Source organism: Spirosoma liriopis (assembly GCF_023196085.1).
Classification (GTDB): domain Bacteria; phylum Bacteroidota; class Bacteroidia; order Cytophagales; family Spirosomataceae; genus Spirosoma; species Spirosoma oryzicola.
Map to the genome: position 1 here is coordinate 809,918 of NZ_JALPRF010000003.1, position 16,065 is coordinate 825,982.

Annotated in this window: 14 protein-coding genes; 1 reads left to right on the forward strand and 13 read right to left on the reverse strand. The window is 51.0% G+C overall.

What is annotated here, in order from left to right:
- Positions 1–28: 28 nt before the first annotated feature.
- The 6 genes from M0L20_RS20345 to M0L20_RS20370 all read right to left on the reverse strand — a co-directional run bounded on the left by M0L20_RS20345 (position 29) and on the right by M0L20_RS20370 (position 7,195).
- Complete coding sequence (locus tag M0L20_RS20345) at positions 29–217, reverse strand: hypothetical protein (protein WP_232558429.1); 189 nt, start codon at positions 215–217, stop codon at positions 29–31.
- A 60-nt stretch (positions 218–277) separates the two neighbouring features.
- Positions 278–1,300, reverse strand: a complete 1,023-nt coding sequence (locus M0L20_RS20350; RefSeq protein WP_248478771.1) for an ABC transporter ATP-binding protein — start codon at positions 1,298–1,300, stop codon at positions 278–280.
- 60 nt (positions 1,301–1,360) lie between these two features.
- Positions 1,361–2,983, reverse strand: coding sequence for an NADP-dependent glyceraldehyde-3-phosphate dehydrogenase (locus M0L20_RS20355; protein WP_248478773.1), 1,623 nt, complete (start codon positions 2,981–2,983; stop codon positions 1,361–1,363).
- A 133-nt stretch (positions 2,984–3,116) separates the two neighbouring features.
- Positions 3,117–3,809, reverse strand: coding sequence for a LytR/AlgR family response regulator transcription factor (locus tag M0L20_RS20360; RefSeq protein ID WP_232558432.1), 693 nt, complete (start codon positions 3,807–3,809; stop codon positions 3,117–3,119).
- Between the two features lie 3 nt (positions 3,810–3,812).
- Positions 3,813–6,659 (reverse strand): PAS domain S-box protein, encoded by a 2,847-nt coding sequence (locus M0L20_RS20365; RefSeq protein ID WP_248478775.1) that lies wholly within the window; start codon positions 6,657–6,659, stop codon positions 3,813–3,815.
- Entirely contained in the window at positions 6,656–7,195 is a 540-nt protein-coding gene (locus M0L20_RS20370) for a heme NO-binding domain-containing protein (protein WP_248478777.1), read from the reverse strand. Before M0L20_RS20370 ends, M0L20_RS20365 begins: the two co-directional genes overlap by 4 nt.
- A gap of 236 nt (positions 7,196–7,431) precedes the next feature.
- On the opposite strand from M0L20_RS20370, the gene M0L20_RS20375 reads away from it, so the two are divergent.
- Positions 7,432–8,007, forward strand: coding sequence for an RNA polymerase sigma factor (locus M0L20_RS20375; protein WP_248478779.1), 576 nt, complete (start codon positions 7,432–7,434; stop codon positions 8,005–8,007).
- Between the two features lie 61 nt (positions 8,008–8,068).
- Here M0L20_RS20375 and M0L20_RS20380 read toward each other — a convergent pair whose 3' ends face one another.
- From M0L20_RS20380 to M0L20_RS20410, 7 genes are all read right to left on the reverse strand, one after another.
- A complete protein-coding gene (locus tag M0L20_RS20380; RefSeq protein WP_248478781.1) occupies positions 8,069–9,139 on the reverse strand; it encodes a dipeptidase in 1,071 nt (356 codons plus the stop codon).
- Positions 9,140–9,319: 180 nt separating this feature from the next.
- Positions 9,320–10,435: a D-TA family PLP-dependent enzyme gene (locus M0L20_RS20385; RefSeq protein WP_248478783.1), complete on the reverse strand. Its 1,116-nt coding sequence runs from the start codon at positions 10,433–10,435 to the stop codon at positions 9,320–9,322.
- Positions 10,435–10,914 carry a RidA family protein gene (locus M0L20_RS20390; protein WP_248478785.1) on the reverse strand — a complete coding sequence of 160 codons (480 nt, stop codon included), beginning with the start codon at positions 10,912–10,914 and terminating at the stop codon, positions 10,435–10,437. Before M0L20_RS20390 ends, M0L20_RS20385 begins: the two co-directional genes overlap by 1 nt.
- 247 nt (positions 10,915–11,161) lie before the next feature.
- Positions 11,162–12,442 carry an amidohydrolase/deacetylase family metallohydrolase gene (locus M0L20_RS20395; protein WP_435531843.1) on the reverse strand — a complete coding sequence of 427 codons (1,281 nt, stop codon included), beginning with the start codon at positions 12,440–12,442 and terminating at the stop codon, positions 11,162–11,164.
- A 70-nt stretch (positions 12,443–12,512) separates the two neighbouring features.
- On the reverse strand, positions 12,513–13,736 hold the full coding sequence (locus M0L20_RS20400; protein ID WP_248478788.1) for an aminotransferase class V-fold PLP-dependent enzyme: 1,224 nt from the start codon (positions 13,734–13,736) through the stop codon (positions 12,513–12,515).
- 111 nt (positions 13,737–13,847) lie between these two features.
- Complete coding sequence (locus M0L20_RS20405) at positions 13,848–14,336, reverse strand: RidA family protein (protein ID WP_248478789.1); 489 nt, start codon at positions 14,334–14,336, stop codon at positions 13,848–13,850.
- 81 nt (positions 14,337–14,417) lie between these two features.
- On the reverse strand, positions 14,418–16,064 hold the full coding sequence (locus tag M0L20_RS20410) for an alpha-L-fucosidase (RefSeq protein WP_248478790.1): 1,647 nt from the start codon (positions 16,062–16,064) through the stop codon (positions 14,418–14,420).
- Position 16,065: the final 1 nt, after the last annotated feature.

The window sequence follows — 16,065 nt, forward strand, 5'->3', positions numbered from 1 at the left end:
AGATCGGCCTTTTACTTTGTAAAAAGGTTTATTCGTCTTTATTACCCTCGCGATTTGTTTTACCCAGGTAGTCATCCTCCCCCATACCCGTCGAGTGATCGTCAACGCCCGAAGCATCAACATCATCGTGTTCTTCTCCCACCAGATACTCAACGTCGGGCTTGGCCGAAAAATCGGGCTCGCCTACTTTTTCATGATCGTGCTGTGAACTTTCCATAACGTTTTGTCAGTTTGTTTCCCTCTATAACCGAAAAAGACGCGCGGAGTTACCACAAAATTAGCGTTGGAGCGGCCAGACCGAATCGGCAGTCACCTGGATGTTCACGCGCTGCCCTACGTACAGGCTGTCATTGGTCGTCAGTACACGCAAGCAAAAATCAGGGTTTAGCTCTACTTCGATTTCGTAGTGGCTTCCTTTAAAAAACACTGCTCGAACAGTTCCCAAAATACCTGCTTCGCTTAGCCTGACCTGCTCCGGTCGCAAACAAAAAAGCGCCGAAGGGTATTCGACAGCCGATAAGCCTAACAAGGGCAGATGCTCCGTTTGCAAGATGTTGACCGGGCCGGTCATCTGGGCGGCATACGCCGTTTCGGGTCGTCGGTAGATGTCGACGGGATTGCTGAGTTGAATCAGTTTCCCGTCGCGCAGAATACCTACCGTATGAGCGATTGATAGTGCATCGCTGGCATCATGCGTAACAAACAGACACGCCGTATTTTCGTGCCGCACCAGATCGAAGAGTAAGTTACGAACGATGAGCCGGTTTGGTAAGTCAAGATGGCTGAACGGTTCGTCGAGCAGCAACACGGCGGGTTTATCAGCGATAGCTCGCGCAATGGCCGTCCGTTGTTTTTCGCCCCCCGACACCTGGCGTGGTAACCGGTTCTGCACTTCCGCCAGTCGGCACAGTCGTAGCAATTCATCGACCCGGTAGTCGCGGTACGTTTTCGCGAAGAAGCGGAGCGCATACGTAATATTTTCCCGAACGGATACATTCGGCATCAACTGGTATTCCTGATGAACAAGCCGGATCGCTGCGTGACCCGCCACCAGCACTTCGGAAGGACCTGGCACCCGTTTTCCGTCCAGCCGGACGTCTCCTCCATCGGCGTCCGTTAAGCCAGCCAGGATACTCAGCAGCGTACTTTTTCCAGAACCGCTTGCTCCAACGAGCGCCATGACCTGACCTGCCTGGAGCACAAACGATACCTGTTGAACCGCCGACAACGGGCCGAATGATTTAGTAAGTGTAGTAGCTTCGAGCAATCGTTCGTTGTATTTATATGGGTTGATAATCACAAAAAAACAACCGACTGGCCCAAATGACCCAGTCGGTTGTCAACTGCGCTTCCAGTTCCGTTAGAAAATGAAATTCGTTGACAAAAACGTCGATTTATGGTCGCCCACAATGTCGTTTAGTACTTCTTTGTTGGCAGCAGTATCTTTCGTGGCTACTGCCGACCGGATAGAAAACGACCGAAGGGCATCTTCTACGGACAGGGTTCCCTCCGCCGAATCTTTGCGCCCCGTGAACGGAAACGTATCCGGTCCGCGCTGGCATTGCGCATTGATGTTGACACGGCTTACCAGGTTAACCAGCGGGTCGATCAGTTGGGCAATTGCATTGCTATCCGTCCCAAAAATACTCGCCTGCATACCGTGGTCGTCCGTAATCAGGTAGTCGATAAACTCTTCCACATCATCAAAGGGTACGATTGGAATAACAGGGCCAAACTGCTCTTCGCGATATAATTTCATGCCTTCCTGAACGGGATAAACCACCGCTGGTTTGAACAGCGAAGCCGACACCTGGCCCCCGCCTTCGTTAACTACCGTTGCTCCGCTGGCTTCGGCATCACGGATGCACTCGGTCAGGTAATCCGGCTTGCCGGGTTCAGGTAGGGGCGTAATTTGTACACCAGCATCCCAGGGCATACCCGGCTTTAGTTTACTGACTTCGGGATTGAATTTGCTCAGAAACTGATCCGCAACGGACCGATGCACCCAGATAATTTTGATGGCCGTACAGCGCTGACCATTGAACGAGAGCGTACCAAGCAAGCACTCTTTCACGGCTACGTCGAGATCAGCGTCGGGCAAAATGATAGCGGCATTTTTGGCGTCAAGGCTCATAATGGAACGAAGCCGGTTGAGTTTCGGGTGTTGGCGCTGGAGCTGATCGGCAACGCGACTGGACCCGATCAACGTCAGCACATTGACCTTACCCGACTGCATAACGGGGGGTATCACGTCGGCACCACGCCCGTAGAGCGAATTGACGACGCCTTTCGGGAAACTGGTCCGGAACGCTTCGAGTAACGGATAGTGCAGCAGCGAACCATGCTTAGGGGTTTTAAACAGGATCGTGTTCCCCATCAGAATGGCCGGGATAAGCGTAGTGTACGTTTCGTTGAGCGGGTAGTTGAACGGTCCCATCGCTAGCACCACGCCCAACGGCGACCGCCGTATTTGCCCGATAATTCCTTCTTCGATGCGGAACCGCGATGAGTTACGGTCCATCGTTTTCAAGGTATCAATCGTGTCGTAGATGTACGTAACAGTCCGGTCGAATTCTTTGGTCGCATCGGCGAGGTTTTTACCGATCTCCCACATAATCAGGTTGACAACCAGCTTTTTCTGCTCAAGCATTTTCCCCACGAAGGTTTCCATGCAGGCAATGCGGTCGGCGACGGCCATTTGGGGCCACTCGCCCCGGCCATTGTTGTAAGCTGCGTAGGCCGCGTCGAGGGCTTCGAGGGCCTGTTGTGGTCCCGTTACGGGATAACTGCCGACCAGCTGACGCTGTAGCTCACCCTGCTCGTCGGGTACACAAACAGGCGAATACACCTCAGAAACAGGGCCGTCCCACTGCTTCATTTCACCGTTGAGCAAATACGCACGCTGGTGAATAGGTTCAATTCGAAATTCGGCGGGAATCTGGTCGTTGGTGGGAAACAGTTGGGTAAGTTGCGGATCGTTCATAGCGTGATGTCATCTGATAAGACGGGGCAAACGTCGCTATTCGACCAGCAAAATCAAACAGGAAGCCCATAAAATTACTCGTTGGTCCGCCTAAAAATTGGGTCCAACGAGTAATTGGCTGGCTAGCCTTCCGTTACAGCAAATTTAACCGGCTCATCAGTTCGGGTTTGTTTGCGCGACTGATCGGAATCACTTTATTGTTGATAACCAACGTATTTTCTTCGATGTCGACAATCCTGTCGAGATGAACAATGTAAGACCGATGGACGCGAAGGAACTGCGACCCCAGTTTCTCTTCCAGGTACTTCATCGTTGTGTAGACAATGTGCGTTTGCTTGTCCGTATGGATCTTGACGTAATCACCAATGTTCTCGACATACGCGATGGCATCAAACGGGATTCGGATATAACGACCTTCGCTCTTAACGTATATTTCCTGACGCTCGGTGGCCGACGCCAGTTTGGATCGGTGGTACACCTCCAACACTTTTTCGACCGCCAGGTTGAAACGAGGCATCGTAATCGGCTTCTTTATATAATCCGTCACCTGATACTGAAACGCGTCGAAAGCGTATTCCGTTTTACTCGTGGTAAGCACGACCAACGGAATGGACGGCAGCTTTTCCAGCAAGTCAAAACCTGTCAAATCAGGCATTTCGACATCGAGCCAGATCAAATCGACGCTATGTTCCGCCAGAAAGCTCAGTGCTTCAGTCGGGTTATCAAATACACCCATCAGATCTAGCGAGCCATGGTTCTCGCATAGCCGCTGAAGCGATTTGCGAGCCATCAGTTCATCCTCAACAATTATACAGGTCAATGCCATGATTTACGCTGGAGTAATCTTTTGTATCTCTTTCTTTATAACCGGAATCATTTCATTAACCTTTACGATTATATCGTTACAATAGATTTCTAACAGCTCATCTTTAGACCCTTGTTTTACTATTTTTTCTAACTGTGCCATTTTTCCTTCCAGCTGCGATAAGCCAACCATCCCAAACGTCGGCTTTAACTTATGCACTTTCTGGCCTAATTCCGTTCGTTTATCTTCCTGGCAAAGAACGGGCAACTCCATAATCTCCGGAACAATATCCGATAGAAAGATGGAAAGCATCTCAGCCGTGTATTCCATATCGGACCCGTACAGAAGATTCAGCCGCTCCCAGTCAAGCATCGTATCGCCATCATGTACCATTTCGGCGGGGGCGTACTGCTGCAACAACGACCGAAGCTGAGCTGGTTCGAAGGGTTTGGTCAGGAAATCATTCATTCCGGCTTCAAGAGCCAGGTTTTTTTGGTCAAGCATAGCGGATGCGGTCAACGCAATAATGGGTATATTTTGATTGGGGTTATGAGAACTGCGGATGGCCACGGAGGCTTCATACCCGTCCATGATAGGCATTTGTATGTCCATCAAAATGATATCGAAGCGTTGTTTTTTTGCTTCCTCAACGGCGTGTTTACCGTCCAGAGCAAGCGTATAGGGTACGTTCCACTTCGTAAGAAGACTAGTGATGTACTTCTGATTCATCAGGTTGTCTTCCACGATCAGTACGTGGCACCCCAGCGTATCATCACACAAGGGTACGTTGCCCGGAGCTACTACGACCGGTTCCGATGGCGTTTCACTTTTGCCGAAAGGAAGTGTAAACGTGAACTGACTTCCTTCCCCAACGTGACTTCTGACGGCGATGGTCCCTCCCTGAATTTCGACCAGTTCTTTGGTAATGGCTAAACCCAGCCCGGTGCCTTTGTGCTTATGCCCGTGAGGATTTACCTGCTTGAACTTTTGAAACACCAAGTCTAATTTTTCTTTCGGTATGCCAATGCCCGTGTCAACAACCGCAAATTCAATCCAGTATTTGGCAGCTTCCTGTTTTTTCAGCCGGGCGGTAATCTGAATACTGCCTTCTTCAGTAAATTTTTCGGCATTACCGACCAGATTCATCAGGATCTGGTTCAGCATCACGTCATCACCGACAAAATCGCCGGAAATGCGGGCATCCAGCATGACATCGATTGAAATGGCGCGATCCTTTAGTTTCATCTCGAATACTTTCTGGATGGACCGCAGCAGGCCCGTCAAATCGAACGGCCGAGCGTGAACCTCAATCCGTCCAGCTTCAATCTTGGTCATATCTAATAAATCAGAAATCAGGCTGTGCAAAAAATTAGCGGATGTTTTTAAAATATCGATATACTCGCGCTGCTGCTGATCAGGTTTGGTATCGAACAACAGGTGCGACATGCCAATGATTGCGTTGAGGGGCGTTCGGATCTCGTGACTCATGTTGGCCAGAAACTGCTTTTCGGCCAGCCGTGCTTCATCCGCAATTCGTTTTGCTCTCGCCAATTCCTCTTCCAGTTGCTTGCGTTCGGTCAGGTCGTAATGAATGCCGATCGAGCCAACAATCTTCCCCTCTTCGTCCAGGATCGGCACACCACTGACCAGTGCCCAGATCCGGCTACCGTCTTTCCGAATCAACTGCATTTCGTACGAGCTGGCATTCCCCTGCTTTCGCGTAATTTGCTGCTGATTGATAACATTTCTAAACTCCGGGGCAACCAGCAGGTCAGCGGCATGTTTACCAACCAGTTCCTCCTCGGCGTAACCAACCATTTGACAGAAGCGCTCGTAGGAACGAATAATGGTCTGGTTGTGATCAACCTCCAGCAAACCAAGCTCCATATTATTCATAATACCCCGGTATTTTTCTTCGCTTCGGCGAATGCGTTCGCGAGCCAGGTACTTGTCGGTAACATCCGTGTATTTCCACAAATGTCCCATGTACTGCTCCTTCAAAAATATAGGGATATAGTCGCGCTCCAGGATTCGGCCGTTCACCATTCTGATTTCTTCCCCAGTGACGGCCTGCCGGTTTTGCATTAACTGTTCTACCTGCTGCGCGAAGGCTTCGGGGTCTTCCATCGAACCCTTGATAAATTCAACCGACCGCGAGTAATCCTGCCCGATTAGTTGCTCGGGAGCATCCTGGATGCCGAACATGTCACAAAAAAGCTGATTAGCCAAAATGACACGCTGCTGTTCATCTTTTACCAGAATGCCGGATTCCAGACTAGTTATCAGGGTTGAAAGCCGGGTTTGGGTCCGTTGCAACTGACTTTCGGCCAGTTTCCGGTCGGATATGTCGCGCGCTACCGCCACGAGTTCTGCTATATTGCCTTCCGACTCGATAAACCGAACGGTTTGACCAATCCAGACCGTTCGCCCATCTTTGGCAACCACCGGAAACTCACTATATGTGCTGTCGATACGCTCTTCCAGCATCGACTGGTAGAAAGCAAGGGTGGCCTTCCGGTAACCGGGTGCTACAATATCGGTAAAATGTTTGCCAACAAATTCCTGCTCGGTATAGCCCAGTAATTTTTCGACGACCGAGTTGACAAACGTAAAGACGCCTTCGGGTGATATTTTATAAATAATATCCTGAACAGACTCGATCAACTGACGATACCGCTGTTCGCTTTCTTGCAGCTCCGCTAATTTAGCCTGGATTTGCTGCTCCAGATTTTCATTCAGGTGCTGAAGCTGCTCATTGGCGTTGTATAATTCCAACGCTTTTTTCTCTAAAATAGCTTCGGCCTCAACTCGGGCCCGCTTTTCGCGCTCCAGACGCCTTCTCAGTAGGTTGCTATCGTCTACCTGTGTCATTCCTTCACGATTTCAAAAAATACCCGGCTGCCGTCATCAACGAGGTTAGTTTTCCTGATGATTGCTTTTTCGCCGAAATGGGCCAGGCAACCTTCAATCAAACCGTGGGCAAAATCAGACAACTTACGTTCGGATTCGTAGTACATATGCAGCTGATTGTCGGATGGCTGCTCGACCGTAAAATGAGGCAATTCAGCATCCGGGTACAATTTTTTAACCTCTACGTGGATATAATGCTGAATAGACTTAAGCAGGTCGAAAGCAGAATGCGAGTAATCAACAAAAGGACGGTAACTTCTGGTGAAGGTAACAAACATGTATCGACCGTACGCCCGAAGCAACTCAGATACAGGAATTTGCGCCTTCTGGCTCAAGTTACTAACCAGCGTCACCATTTCGCTGTGATCGTACGTACCAATCGCAGTATATGTTCCTCCCGATGGCAAGTTACTTTCTGTAAGTAATTGATCTACTACTATATAGCCATACTTATCTTCGATCATTTCTAAAAACTCTGTAAACACAATGCCCTTCATAGATCTATTACTTATATATATACGGTAATATTACTCATTTTTCGGTAACAATTATAGTACTTTATGATATTAATCTATAATTAATAGATACCAAACCCATTCATTTCTCCCAAAAACCGGGCAAAATCTACAGTTCATCGAAATGTAAGCCCTCATGCCAGCTGGGTAAGCCAACTTTACATCGTCAGCAAACAAAAAAAGCTGGCCCGGTCTTCACCTTTCACACTGTAATTGACATGAAGCTTACTCTTAACGACGAAGAAGTAATTCGTCAATTCTACACCACCCGCCCTAACGATTGCTTCGAAACGCTTTACACTCGCTACGTTAGTAAAGTTTACAACCGCTGTCTTTCGCTAACGAAAGACTCCGACAAAGCCCAGGACTTCACGCACGACATTTTTCTCAAGATGTTTGCTCATCTCGACCGCTTCGAACAGCGTTCGTCCTTTTCGACCTGGCTATATTCCATTTCGTATAACTACTGCATGGATCAGCTTCGCATAGATAGCCGTATGGCAGTTAGTACCATCGACGAAAACCGAGATGATGACTCCGATGCGGTGGATAATCAGTTTGTTAGCGTAAACGACTCGGAAGAACTGGAAGAGAGTCTGCTACAACTCTCGCGGGTTATGAACAAAATAGCGCCCGAAGAATCCATGATTCTTCGCCTGAAATACCAGGAAGGGCTGGACATCCGGCAGATTGCCAGCCGCCTTCAATTAAACGATAGTGCCGTGAAAATGCGCCTAAAACGCTCGCGGGACAAGGTAAGACATTTGTGCGCAATGCCTGCATTCGCGCGATAAAAGCAAATCGCAGTAGCTGACTAGTCAACCACTGCGATTTAAAAATTCGGCCTAAAAACGACTAGCGCCATGCCTTTCGTAAAAAACGAAGCCAGTTGCCGTGCATAACCTTGGCAACGTCGTCGTCCGTATAGCCGCGTTGCCGTAATAGATCAGGAATCTTCTCTAAATCAGCAATCGTTTCCAGGTCGTACGGGCATTGTTCTTTTCCAAAAGCGCCGTCCAGGTCCGAACCAATACCGATGTGGTTGGCGTTGCCCGCCAGCTGACAGATATGATCAAGGTGATCGACCATAACGGCCAGATTGCAGTTCGTGCTTTCGGGCGTCGATTGACCCCGCACCCAGCCGGGCACCATCATCCAGGCATCCAGGGCTCCCCCGATAACGGCATCACGGGCGATAAGCTCCCGAATCTGGTCATCGCTAAACTGGCGATTGTGGTTCACCAGCGCGCGGCAGTTGTTGTGGCTGGCCCAAACGGGTCCGTTGAAGTGACTCAGTGCTTCCCAGAAGCTATCGTCGCACAGGTGCGTAGCGTCCAGGATGATGTTTAACCGCTCCATTTCGCGAAGTAACGCCTGCCCGGCGGCCCCCATGAACCCCGTGGCATCCGTTCCCTGTGCGTAACGCCCCGGACCGTAATGCGCAGGACCGATAGCCCGCAAGCCGTATTCGTAAGCCCGCTCAACATAAGCGGTTGTTACCAGCGAGTCAGCTCCTTCCAGACTAAGAATGTAGCCAACGGGCTTTTGCTCGTTAGGGGTACCATCGTTCCAGAGCGCCAGATGACTTTCCAGACCCGCCAGATCCCGGATTTGAACCATCTCCCCCGCTTCTTCCATGGTTTTGTACCAGATCTGCTGTGCCTGCGTCTGCGCCCAGGCCTGTTCCGGCGATTGCCAGCCCGGTAAGGGATTACCGGGAGCGACGAACCGAGCAATCTGCGTAGCAACGACTAACCCGATGTTTCCCCGGCGCAAATCGGGCAGCGAAACCGTTGCTTTTGCCCGGTCGGGTTTATCGGTCATGCCTTTCTCGCGCTCCCGCAACCGAGTGACCGGCTGCCGCAAATCGCGATTCCATTCCATCGCGTTCATGCTCAGGTCGAGATGGGCGTCAATTGTAAACATGCTTGTTTCTGTAATTTATAAGTATTCGTGCTTGTAGTAGTGCTGGTGGTGTCGGTTTTGAGAACCGCGCGGGCGGCCCCGCCGACACCACCAGCACTACGTTGAGAGTTTTACGGATCTCGGACAATACTGTTTCGCAAAACCGACACCACCGACACCACGGCAAGGCTAAAGCATCCTTTATACCGAAATCATCCGGTCGCGCGCAATGGCCAGCCACTCGCCGGTAATGGTTCCATGTTCGACCGTAAAGGCCCGTTCGTACAACGCTACGGTTGGACAAATGTGATTAGGCAGTCCGTACAACACATCGCCGATCTGGTATGAGTGGCCAACACCTGCTTCGACAACCAGATGTTCTTCACTCTGGCCGATTGCCTTCAAATCGGGAGCGTTCAGGAACGTAACGCGCTGCGCCAGTTCCCCTTCCGGGGCCACGGATTTATGCCCTAAATCCAGACACAGTTTATCAGCATCGGGTAAGGAAATAACCCGCGTTACCACGAGCGCTGCGGGTAAGAACGGCTGCTCCGGCAAACCGGTCTGGTAGCCTTTATCCCAATAAATAAACGTACCAGGACTGCACTCCACGTCAGGTCGTTTGGCGTAAATGGGGAACGTTGGACTCCCCCCCGCCACGATGACGGGTGACTCGAAACCAAGTGCGACCAGCTTATCGCGTAGCTGCTGCACAGGCGCAAAAGCCTTATCGCAATCGGCAGTACGCGCAGCCAGATCGGGGTTTCGGAGGTGTCCGTCATACACGTGTAACCCGACGGGTTTGATGCCATCCAGTTTATCAAGCTGTGTGTACAGCGTCAGCACGGCATCGTCGGGAAGTATTCCCGTCCGGTTCATACCCACGTTGAGATCAATGTAAACCGGTACGATCAGTCCCGCTTCGACGGCTTGTTCGGCAATTTGCCGCGCCGTTGTAAGGTTATCGACCAGACAGGAAAACCGAGTGTCGGGATACGCCTTCATGAGCGCCAGCAGCCGGTGTATTTTAGCGACATTGGGCTGGTAAGCCAGTAGCACGTCGCGCGCACCGCACAGGGCCAGCATTTCGGCCTCGGCGATGGTCGCGCATTTAAATTTCTGAATACCCGCTTTCAGCATCAGCTGGGCCGCTTCCCGCGACTTACTGGTTTTCACGTGGGGCCGCAGCCGGGAAACATCGTCAATCCCGTCAATGAGTAGTCGAATATTTTCCCGCACGCGGTCTGGATAAATAACCAGCGCGGGTGTATCCAGTTGATCGGCATCATCGAGTTGAAACCAGGGCGTTTGCTCCATTAATCGGCCAGTTCAAACAAGGCTTCTACCTCAACGGGAATATTGTCGGGCAACGAGCCCATACCCACCGCTGAGCGAACCCCGATCCCATTATCGGTTCCCCATACGTCGGCAAACAATTCGCTGCAACCGTTGATGATGTACGGATGACGCTCGAATTCAGGCACGCAGTTCACCATGCCCAACACTTTGATCACGCGCTTAACCCGGTCAAGGCTCCCCAGGTGCGTTTTGATCGTTGACAGGATCGTCAGGCCAACCTGCCGGGCGGCTAACTTACCTGCTTCCATGTCCATATCGGCACCGATCCGACCGATGATCAGACTTTTATCATCCTGCACCGGACCATGTCCCGATACGTACAAATATTTTCCGTCGATAAGATACGGTTTATAAACACCCAGCGGTTGAGGAGCGGGTGGCAACGAAAGGCCCGTTTGTGCAAAAGCAATTTCGGGTGTTAATACATCAGCTTGCATAATAACTTGATTTTAAGCAAAACAATTGAGTAATGAGGCTTTTACCAGAACAGTCATAGCCATCTAATCGCTACGGTATTGGTCTTGTAACGCTCAAACTTAACGGAAAATAGTTGTTTAATGGTCAGCGGACCGATCATCAATTAGTGAACATATGCGACCATCAGCCCTATTTTATTACGTGTTTTTTCCCCGATATACACCGATCAAAAGCCGATTTTCCGCTTAAGATCGATGACGCCCAGGGCTACGAACGGGGCGTCTGCGTTACGACGACCGGGATGGCAATGCCGTTCAAATCGTAGACAATCTTACCCTTGCGGATGGTCATTTCGCATTCGAGTTTTTGCTTGCCGACGATTTTATGGCCGGTGTAGTCGAAGAAACCAAAGTAGCCCGTATCACGCACCTCAAACTCTCCTCCCCGAACGTTCAGAATCGCAATGTCCGCAACGGTACCTACGGATAAATGACCGAGTTCGGGTCGTCGGATCGCCTGCGCTGGATTCCAGGTACTGGCCTTGATGACACTTGGTACATCCATCCCCATCGCCATAAATTTCGACATAACATTGAGCATATCTTTCATCGCATTGTTCATGCTGCCCGTATGAATATCGGTGCTGATGGTGTTGGGGTAAAAGCCACTTTTCAGGGCCGGAATCGCCTGCGAAAAAGCGAAGCTGATACCGCCGTATCCAACGTCGAACAAAACGCCTTTTTTCTGCGCTTCCCAGACAAACGGTTTTACTTTACCGGTTGCCACATCGAGAATCGGCTCACGCGTTTTTAGCTGCCCAAAACAATGGGTATAGATGTCGCCCGAACGCAGGTATTTGGTAAACAGCTCTTCAAGGGACAGCATTGGCGTACTCCCACCAAAATCGATCATAACCGGCAGGTTGGCCAGCTTCCCCGCTTCAGCGGCCCGCTCGGTAGGCGTCCAGTTGTAGCCGCTGTAGTGCGCCAGCTTGACACCGACGACCAGATCGGGATACTGTTTTGCCATGTCAGCGGTCAGACGGGCGTCCATGTCGTCCAGATTCTGTTCGACCTTACCGCCCCGCATACCGCTTCCGACGATATTGAGCAAAGCCAGCACCCGCGTCTGCGAGCGATCAATCGTCTGGCTCTTGAACGTCGGGAAGTCGCGCCAGCCCGAGCAGCCCGCATCGACAATGGTCGTTACGCCGTTGCGAAACGTAAAGCCGTCGGGTGGCAAGGCGTTCGGGCCATTGCTATACGCCTGATCGGGGTTCGTTCCGAAAAAAACGTGGGTGTGAATGTCGATCAGGCCCGGCGTCACCAACAACCCTTTCGCATCGACAACCTGCGCAACGCCCTGCGTATCGATGTTTTTTTCGACCTTACTGATTTTACCGTCCCGGATGGCAACGTCCATGATGCCATCAATCTTGTTTTTAGGGTCGATAACGTGTCCGCCTTTGATGACAATACTATACGGCTGGGCGCAAGCCAGTTTACCGGCGAAAAGAATAAACAGCCAAAGAACGACCTGTTTCACAATCGGATCTCTCTAGAATAAACGAATGATTTCCCGGCGAGGCAGCTTTTGGTCTACCCCGCCAGAGACCTACCTAAACAGCAGCTTTTGACAGTTCTTCCTTGATCCGACGCGCCACAATCTTTTCCTGACCGGGTTTCAGCATCCAGACCGTTACGCCAATATGGCTGGGTCCGCTGCCGCCTACTTCAATCGACGGGTCGCCTTTCCGGAGTGATTCCTGTAGATCTTTTCCGGTCAGATGAAGTTTGCCGGGGTCCCACGAGATACGGAGCGTAGGCGTATGATTGCCCAACGGCGGAACGTGTACGTCCGTCTTAACTCCGCTGACGGTTTTCACCGTATTTTCGATGTGGGCCGTGTTGTCTTCCCACATTTTCCAGACTTTACCGTGGTCCTCATTGATGAATCGTTCCAGCGCCACGTACATGCCCAGAATTTCTTCTTTGTTTACCTTCATACCCCGGCCAATGTTGAAACCGCGCGGGGGCATATGCAGACGAGCCGCCGAAATAATGTCTTTTTTACCCATCAGCAGACCGGCGCTCTGGGGTCCCCGCATGGCTTTACCACCCGACACAACCACAAAACTGAACCCCATGTCGTTGAAACGCCATAAGTTCTCAACCGGCGGCACATCGGCGGCAATATCAATAGACGTTGGGATGTTGTGCTTCTTGCCCAGCGCTACCCATTCTTCGTGCATGATCTTCCCCTTGTCGGCTTCGATGTGCAGAAAGTGCATGAGCGCGGTCTTTTCGTTGATGGCTTTTTCGACATCCTCAGCGGTCTCTACCTGAATGATTTTACAGCCCGTATTGGTCAGGGCGTGGTTGTACACGATGTCGTGGGCCTTCTGACAGATTACCTCCGTTTTCATACCGGTTCCTGCCAGGTGGGGCAGCTGCTCCACTTTCTTCAGATCCATGCCGGTCAGAATACCCGCCAGTCCGAGCGTCATACCGGAAAAAGCGCCCGAGGTAACCACAGCCGCTTCCGAATGAACCATCTGCGCAATCTTAACCCCTACTTTGTCCTGAATTTCGTCGAGCAGACAAAATTCCTTGGCACCGCTCTGAATGGCTTCCAGCACTTCGTCGTGCATAAGCGAGCCGGTCATGTAGGTCAGCGTGCCAGCCGCATTGATGAAGGTGCGTACGCCCAACTCCTTGAACAAATCACGTTTAGGGGCGGCTGTTGGAGTGGCCGTTACGGCTATCGGAAGACCACCGCCGACCAATCCACCAACGAGCGTTCCGCTCGATAACCGCTTGATGAGTTTTCGTCTGCTTAACATGTGAGTAGGGTAAAAAAGAAAGAAGGAGTGTTTTTGTCATCCCTCCTGCCGCACCGGCGGACCGGTCGGGATGACAAAAACGATACAGAAATAAATTTCAAAAACAGTTTATTAGATATAGGCAATGCAATCCATTTCGACCAGCGAGCTACCCGGTACACCCCCGTAAACGGCAACGGTCGTGCGCACCGGCGGCTTGTTGCCAAACCGGCCTTTGTAAACTTCGTTCATGCCCTTGTAATCGTTCAGATCATGCAGGAACACGCTTACTTTCAGGACTTTCTCCATCGATGAACCGGCTTTGATCAACTCTTTCTCGAGTTCTTTCAGCACCTCTTCCGTGTGGACCTTGATGTCTCCTTCTTTGTGGTAGCCTTTTCCAGCGACGAAAACGAGATTGCCCAGCTTGGTCGATCCCGAAAACAAGGGTACATCGTCCTGCGTCACGACATTGAAGGCTTCTTTCTGCGGAGCGGCTTCGGTTTTCACCAGTTCTATTGATTCATTGGCGGCAACCGCGTTGGTCGCTGCGCTTATTCCGGCGACACCGGCAATGGACGAGAAAAGACGTTTTAAAATGGATCGACGTTGTGCTTTCATGAGAGAATTAACTGATTGAGGTTATTGTTTTCTGTGGTTTTGCGCGTTTTTGGCTTACTCCTACGTTCCGATTTTTACGCTTTACTCCAAGCGTAGCTTACTGATCTTCTGCGTATTGCCGTCAATCTTCAACCCGTCCTGATACAGAATGGCCCGGTATTCGATCTCATCGTACGACTTGATGTTGCTCTGCACGATTTCCAGACTTTGCTCGCCCGTTTTAGCGACGGGGTACACGTCCGTTTCGGTCCATTTCTGATTGAACTCCTCGTTGAGCGAACTCTGAACAGGCCGGTATTCGAAGCCAACCCGGTAGTCCTTGCCGCTCCCCATTTTGCTCAGATCCGCCGTTAGTTTCAGGTTACCGTTCGGCAATTTTTCGGCCTTAACCGTTTTGAAATGAGCGGGTTCCACAGCCGCTTCGACGTTTTTGAGTTTGACCACGATCGGGTTCGGCCACTTGTGGTTGTTGTAGATCCGCTGCGCTCTTACAACCGAGATTTTAAGCCCTTCCGGCGTTTGCTCGAAGCGCGTCTGGCCATCGTTTTTGGGCTGGTATTCCACCACGTTGCCGGTCTGCCCCAGCACGCTTACTTCCGTGGTTGGCGTCGTTTTGATGGATTTCAGGAGAAAGGTCCGGCGCTCACCGCGTGGCCAGTCGGGCATTCCGGTCAGGTAGGCGTAGACCGTTTTTTCATCTTTATTTTTGGTTAGCCAGATATTTCCTTCGTTGCGGACGATCCACGGACGGACGTTATGAACCGCTTCCTGATTGATGAAATGCCAGGCCCCAATTTCCATCAGTCGTCCCTGCTGGCCTTCGTTGAGGTCGCCCCACTGCGTTGGTCCGATGTTGAGCAGGTACGAGCCGCCCTTCGCCCGCGACTCGATGAGAATATCGATCAGTTCGGTTCCCGATTTGTAATGGTCGTTGGTTGGTTTGTAATTCCAGGCCGTTCCCATCGTCATGCAGCTTTCCCAGGCCGTATTGAGCGTTTCGCCGGGTAGGTACTGCTCGGGCGTTTCCAGCACTCCACGTGTCACTAAACAATTAGGTTGGTATTTCCAGACGGTAGCTTTTACTTCTTCGCGCAGTACATCGCTGTCAATAAAAAACAAGTCGACCTGACCGTATTTGGTCATCAACTCCTGACACTGGGCTTCGACAAATTGCTTGTACTTGGCCTGAAACGGCTTGGCTTTTTCCCAATGGTCATCGCGGGTAATGTCTTTCATACCATTGCGGTAGGCAAACGAAAAATCTTCGGGCGAATAATAAAACCCAACCGCCAGCCCCCACTTACGGCAAGCATCGACGTACTGCCGCACGATGTCTTTTTTGTAGGGCGTGTTCATCACTCCGAAGTCAGTGGTTTTTGTATCCCACATGCAGAACCCGGCATGGTGCTTGGTCGTGAACATGATGTATTTCATGCCCGCATTTTTCGCCAGAATGACCAGCCGTTCGGGATCCCAGTCTTTCGGATAAAACGTTTTCGGCAGTTCGCTGATGTACCGCTCAACGTAATCCGGCGACGCACCAACCAGTGAGTGACTGATCACGACGCCCAGCTGCGTATCAACGTTCCAGTGAATGAACATGCCAAAACCGGCATCTTTCAGCCACTCTTCGCGCTGTGGTTTGTTGTGGTTAGCCCCGATCTGAGCCCAGAGGCTGGTTGCCAGCAGATTGACGAAAAGAAAAACAAAGACGCTAACGAACTTCATA

Coding starts and splice junctions, on each gene's coding strand:
- M0L20_RS20345 (WP_232558429.1), bottom strand. CDS start 217: ATGGAAAGTTCACAGCACGATCATGAAAAAGTAGGCGAGCCCGATTTT.
- M0L20_RS20355 (WP_248478773.1), bottom strand. CDS start 2,983: ATGAACGATCCGCAACTTACCCAACTGTTTCCCACCAACGACCAGATT.
- M0L20_RS20360 (WP_232558432.1), bottom strand. CDS start 3,809: ATGGCATTGACCTGTATAATTGTTGAGGATGAACTGATGGCTCGCAAA.
- M0L20_RS20365 (WP_248478775.1), bottom strand. CDS start 6,659: ATGACACAGGTAGACGATAGCAACCTACTGAGAAGGCGTCTGGAGCGC.
- M0L20_RS20370 (WP_248478777.1), bottom strand. CDS start 7,195: ATGAAGGGCATTGTGTTTACAGAGTTTTTAGAAATGATCGAAGATAAG.
- M0L20_RS20375 (WP_248478779.1), top strand. CDS start 7,432: ATGAAGCTTACTCTTAACGACGAAGAAGTAATTCGTCAATTCTACACC.
- M0L20_RS20380 (WP_248478781.1), bottom strand. CDS start 9,139: ATGTTTACAATTGACGCCCATCTCGACCTGAGCATGAACGCGATGGAA.
- M0L20_RS20385 (WP_248478783.1), bottom strand. CDS start 10,435: ATGGAGCAAACGCCCTGGTTTCAACTCGATGATGCCGATCAACTGGAT.
- M0L20_RS20390 (WP_248478785.1), bottom strand. CDS start 10,914: ATGCAAGCTGATGTATTAACACCCGAAATTGCTTTTGCACAAACGGGC.
- M0L20_RS20400 (WP_248478788.1), bottom strand. CDS start 13,736: ATGTTAAGCAGACGAAAACTCATCAAGCGGTTATCGAGCGGAACGCTC.
- M0L20_RS20405 (WP_248478789.1), bottom strand. CDS start 14,336: ATGAAAGCACAACGTCGATCCATTTTAAAACGTCTTTTCTCGTCCATT.
- M0L20_RS20410 (WP_248478790.1), bottom strand. CDS start 16,064: ATGAAGTTCGTTAGCGTCTTTGTTTTTCTTTTCGTCAATCTGCTGGCA.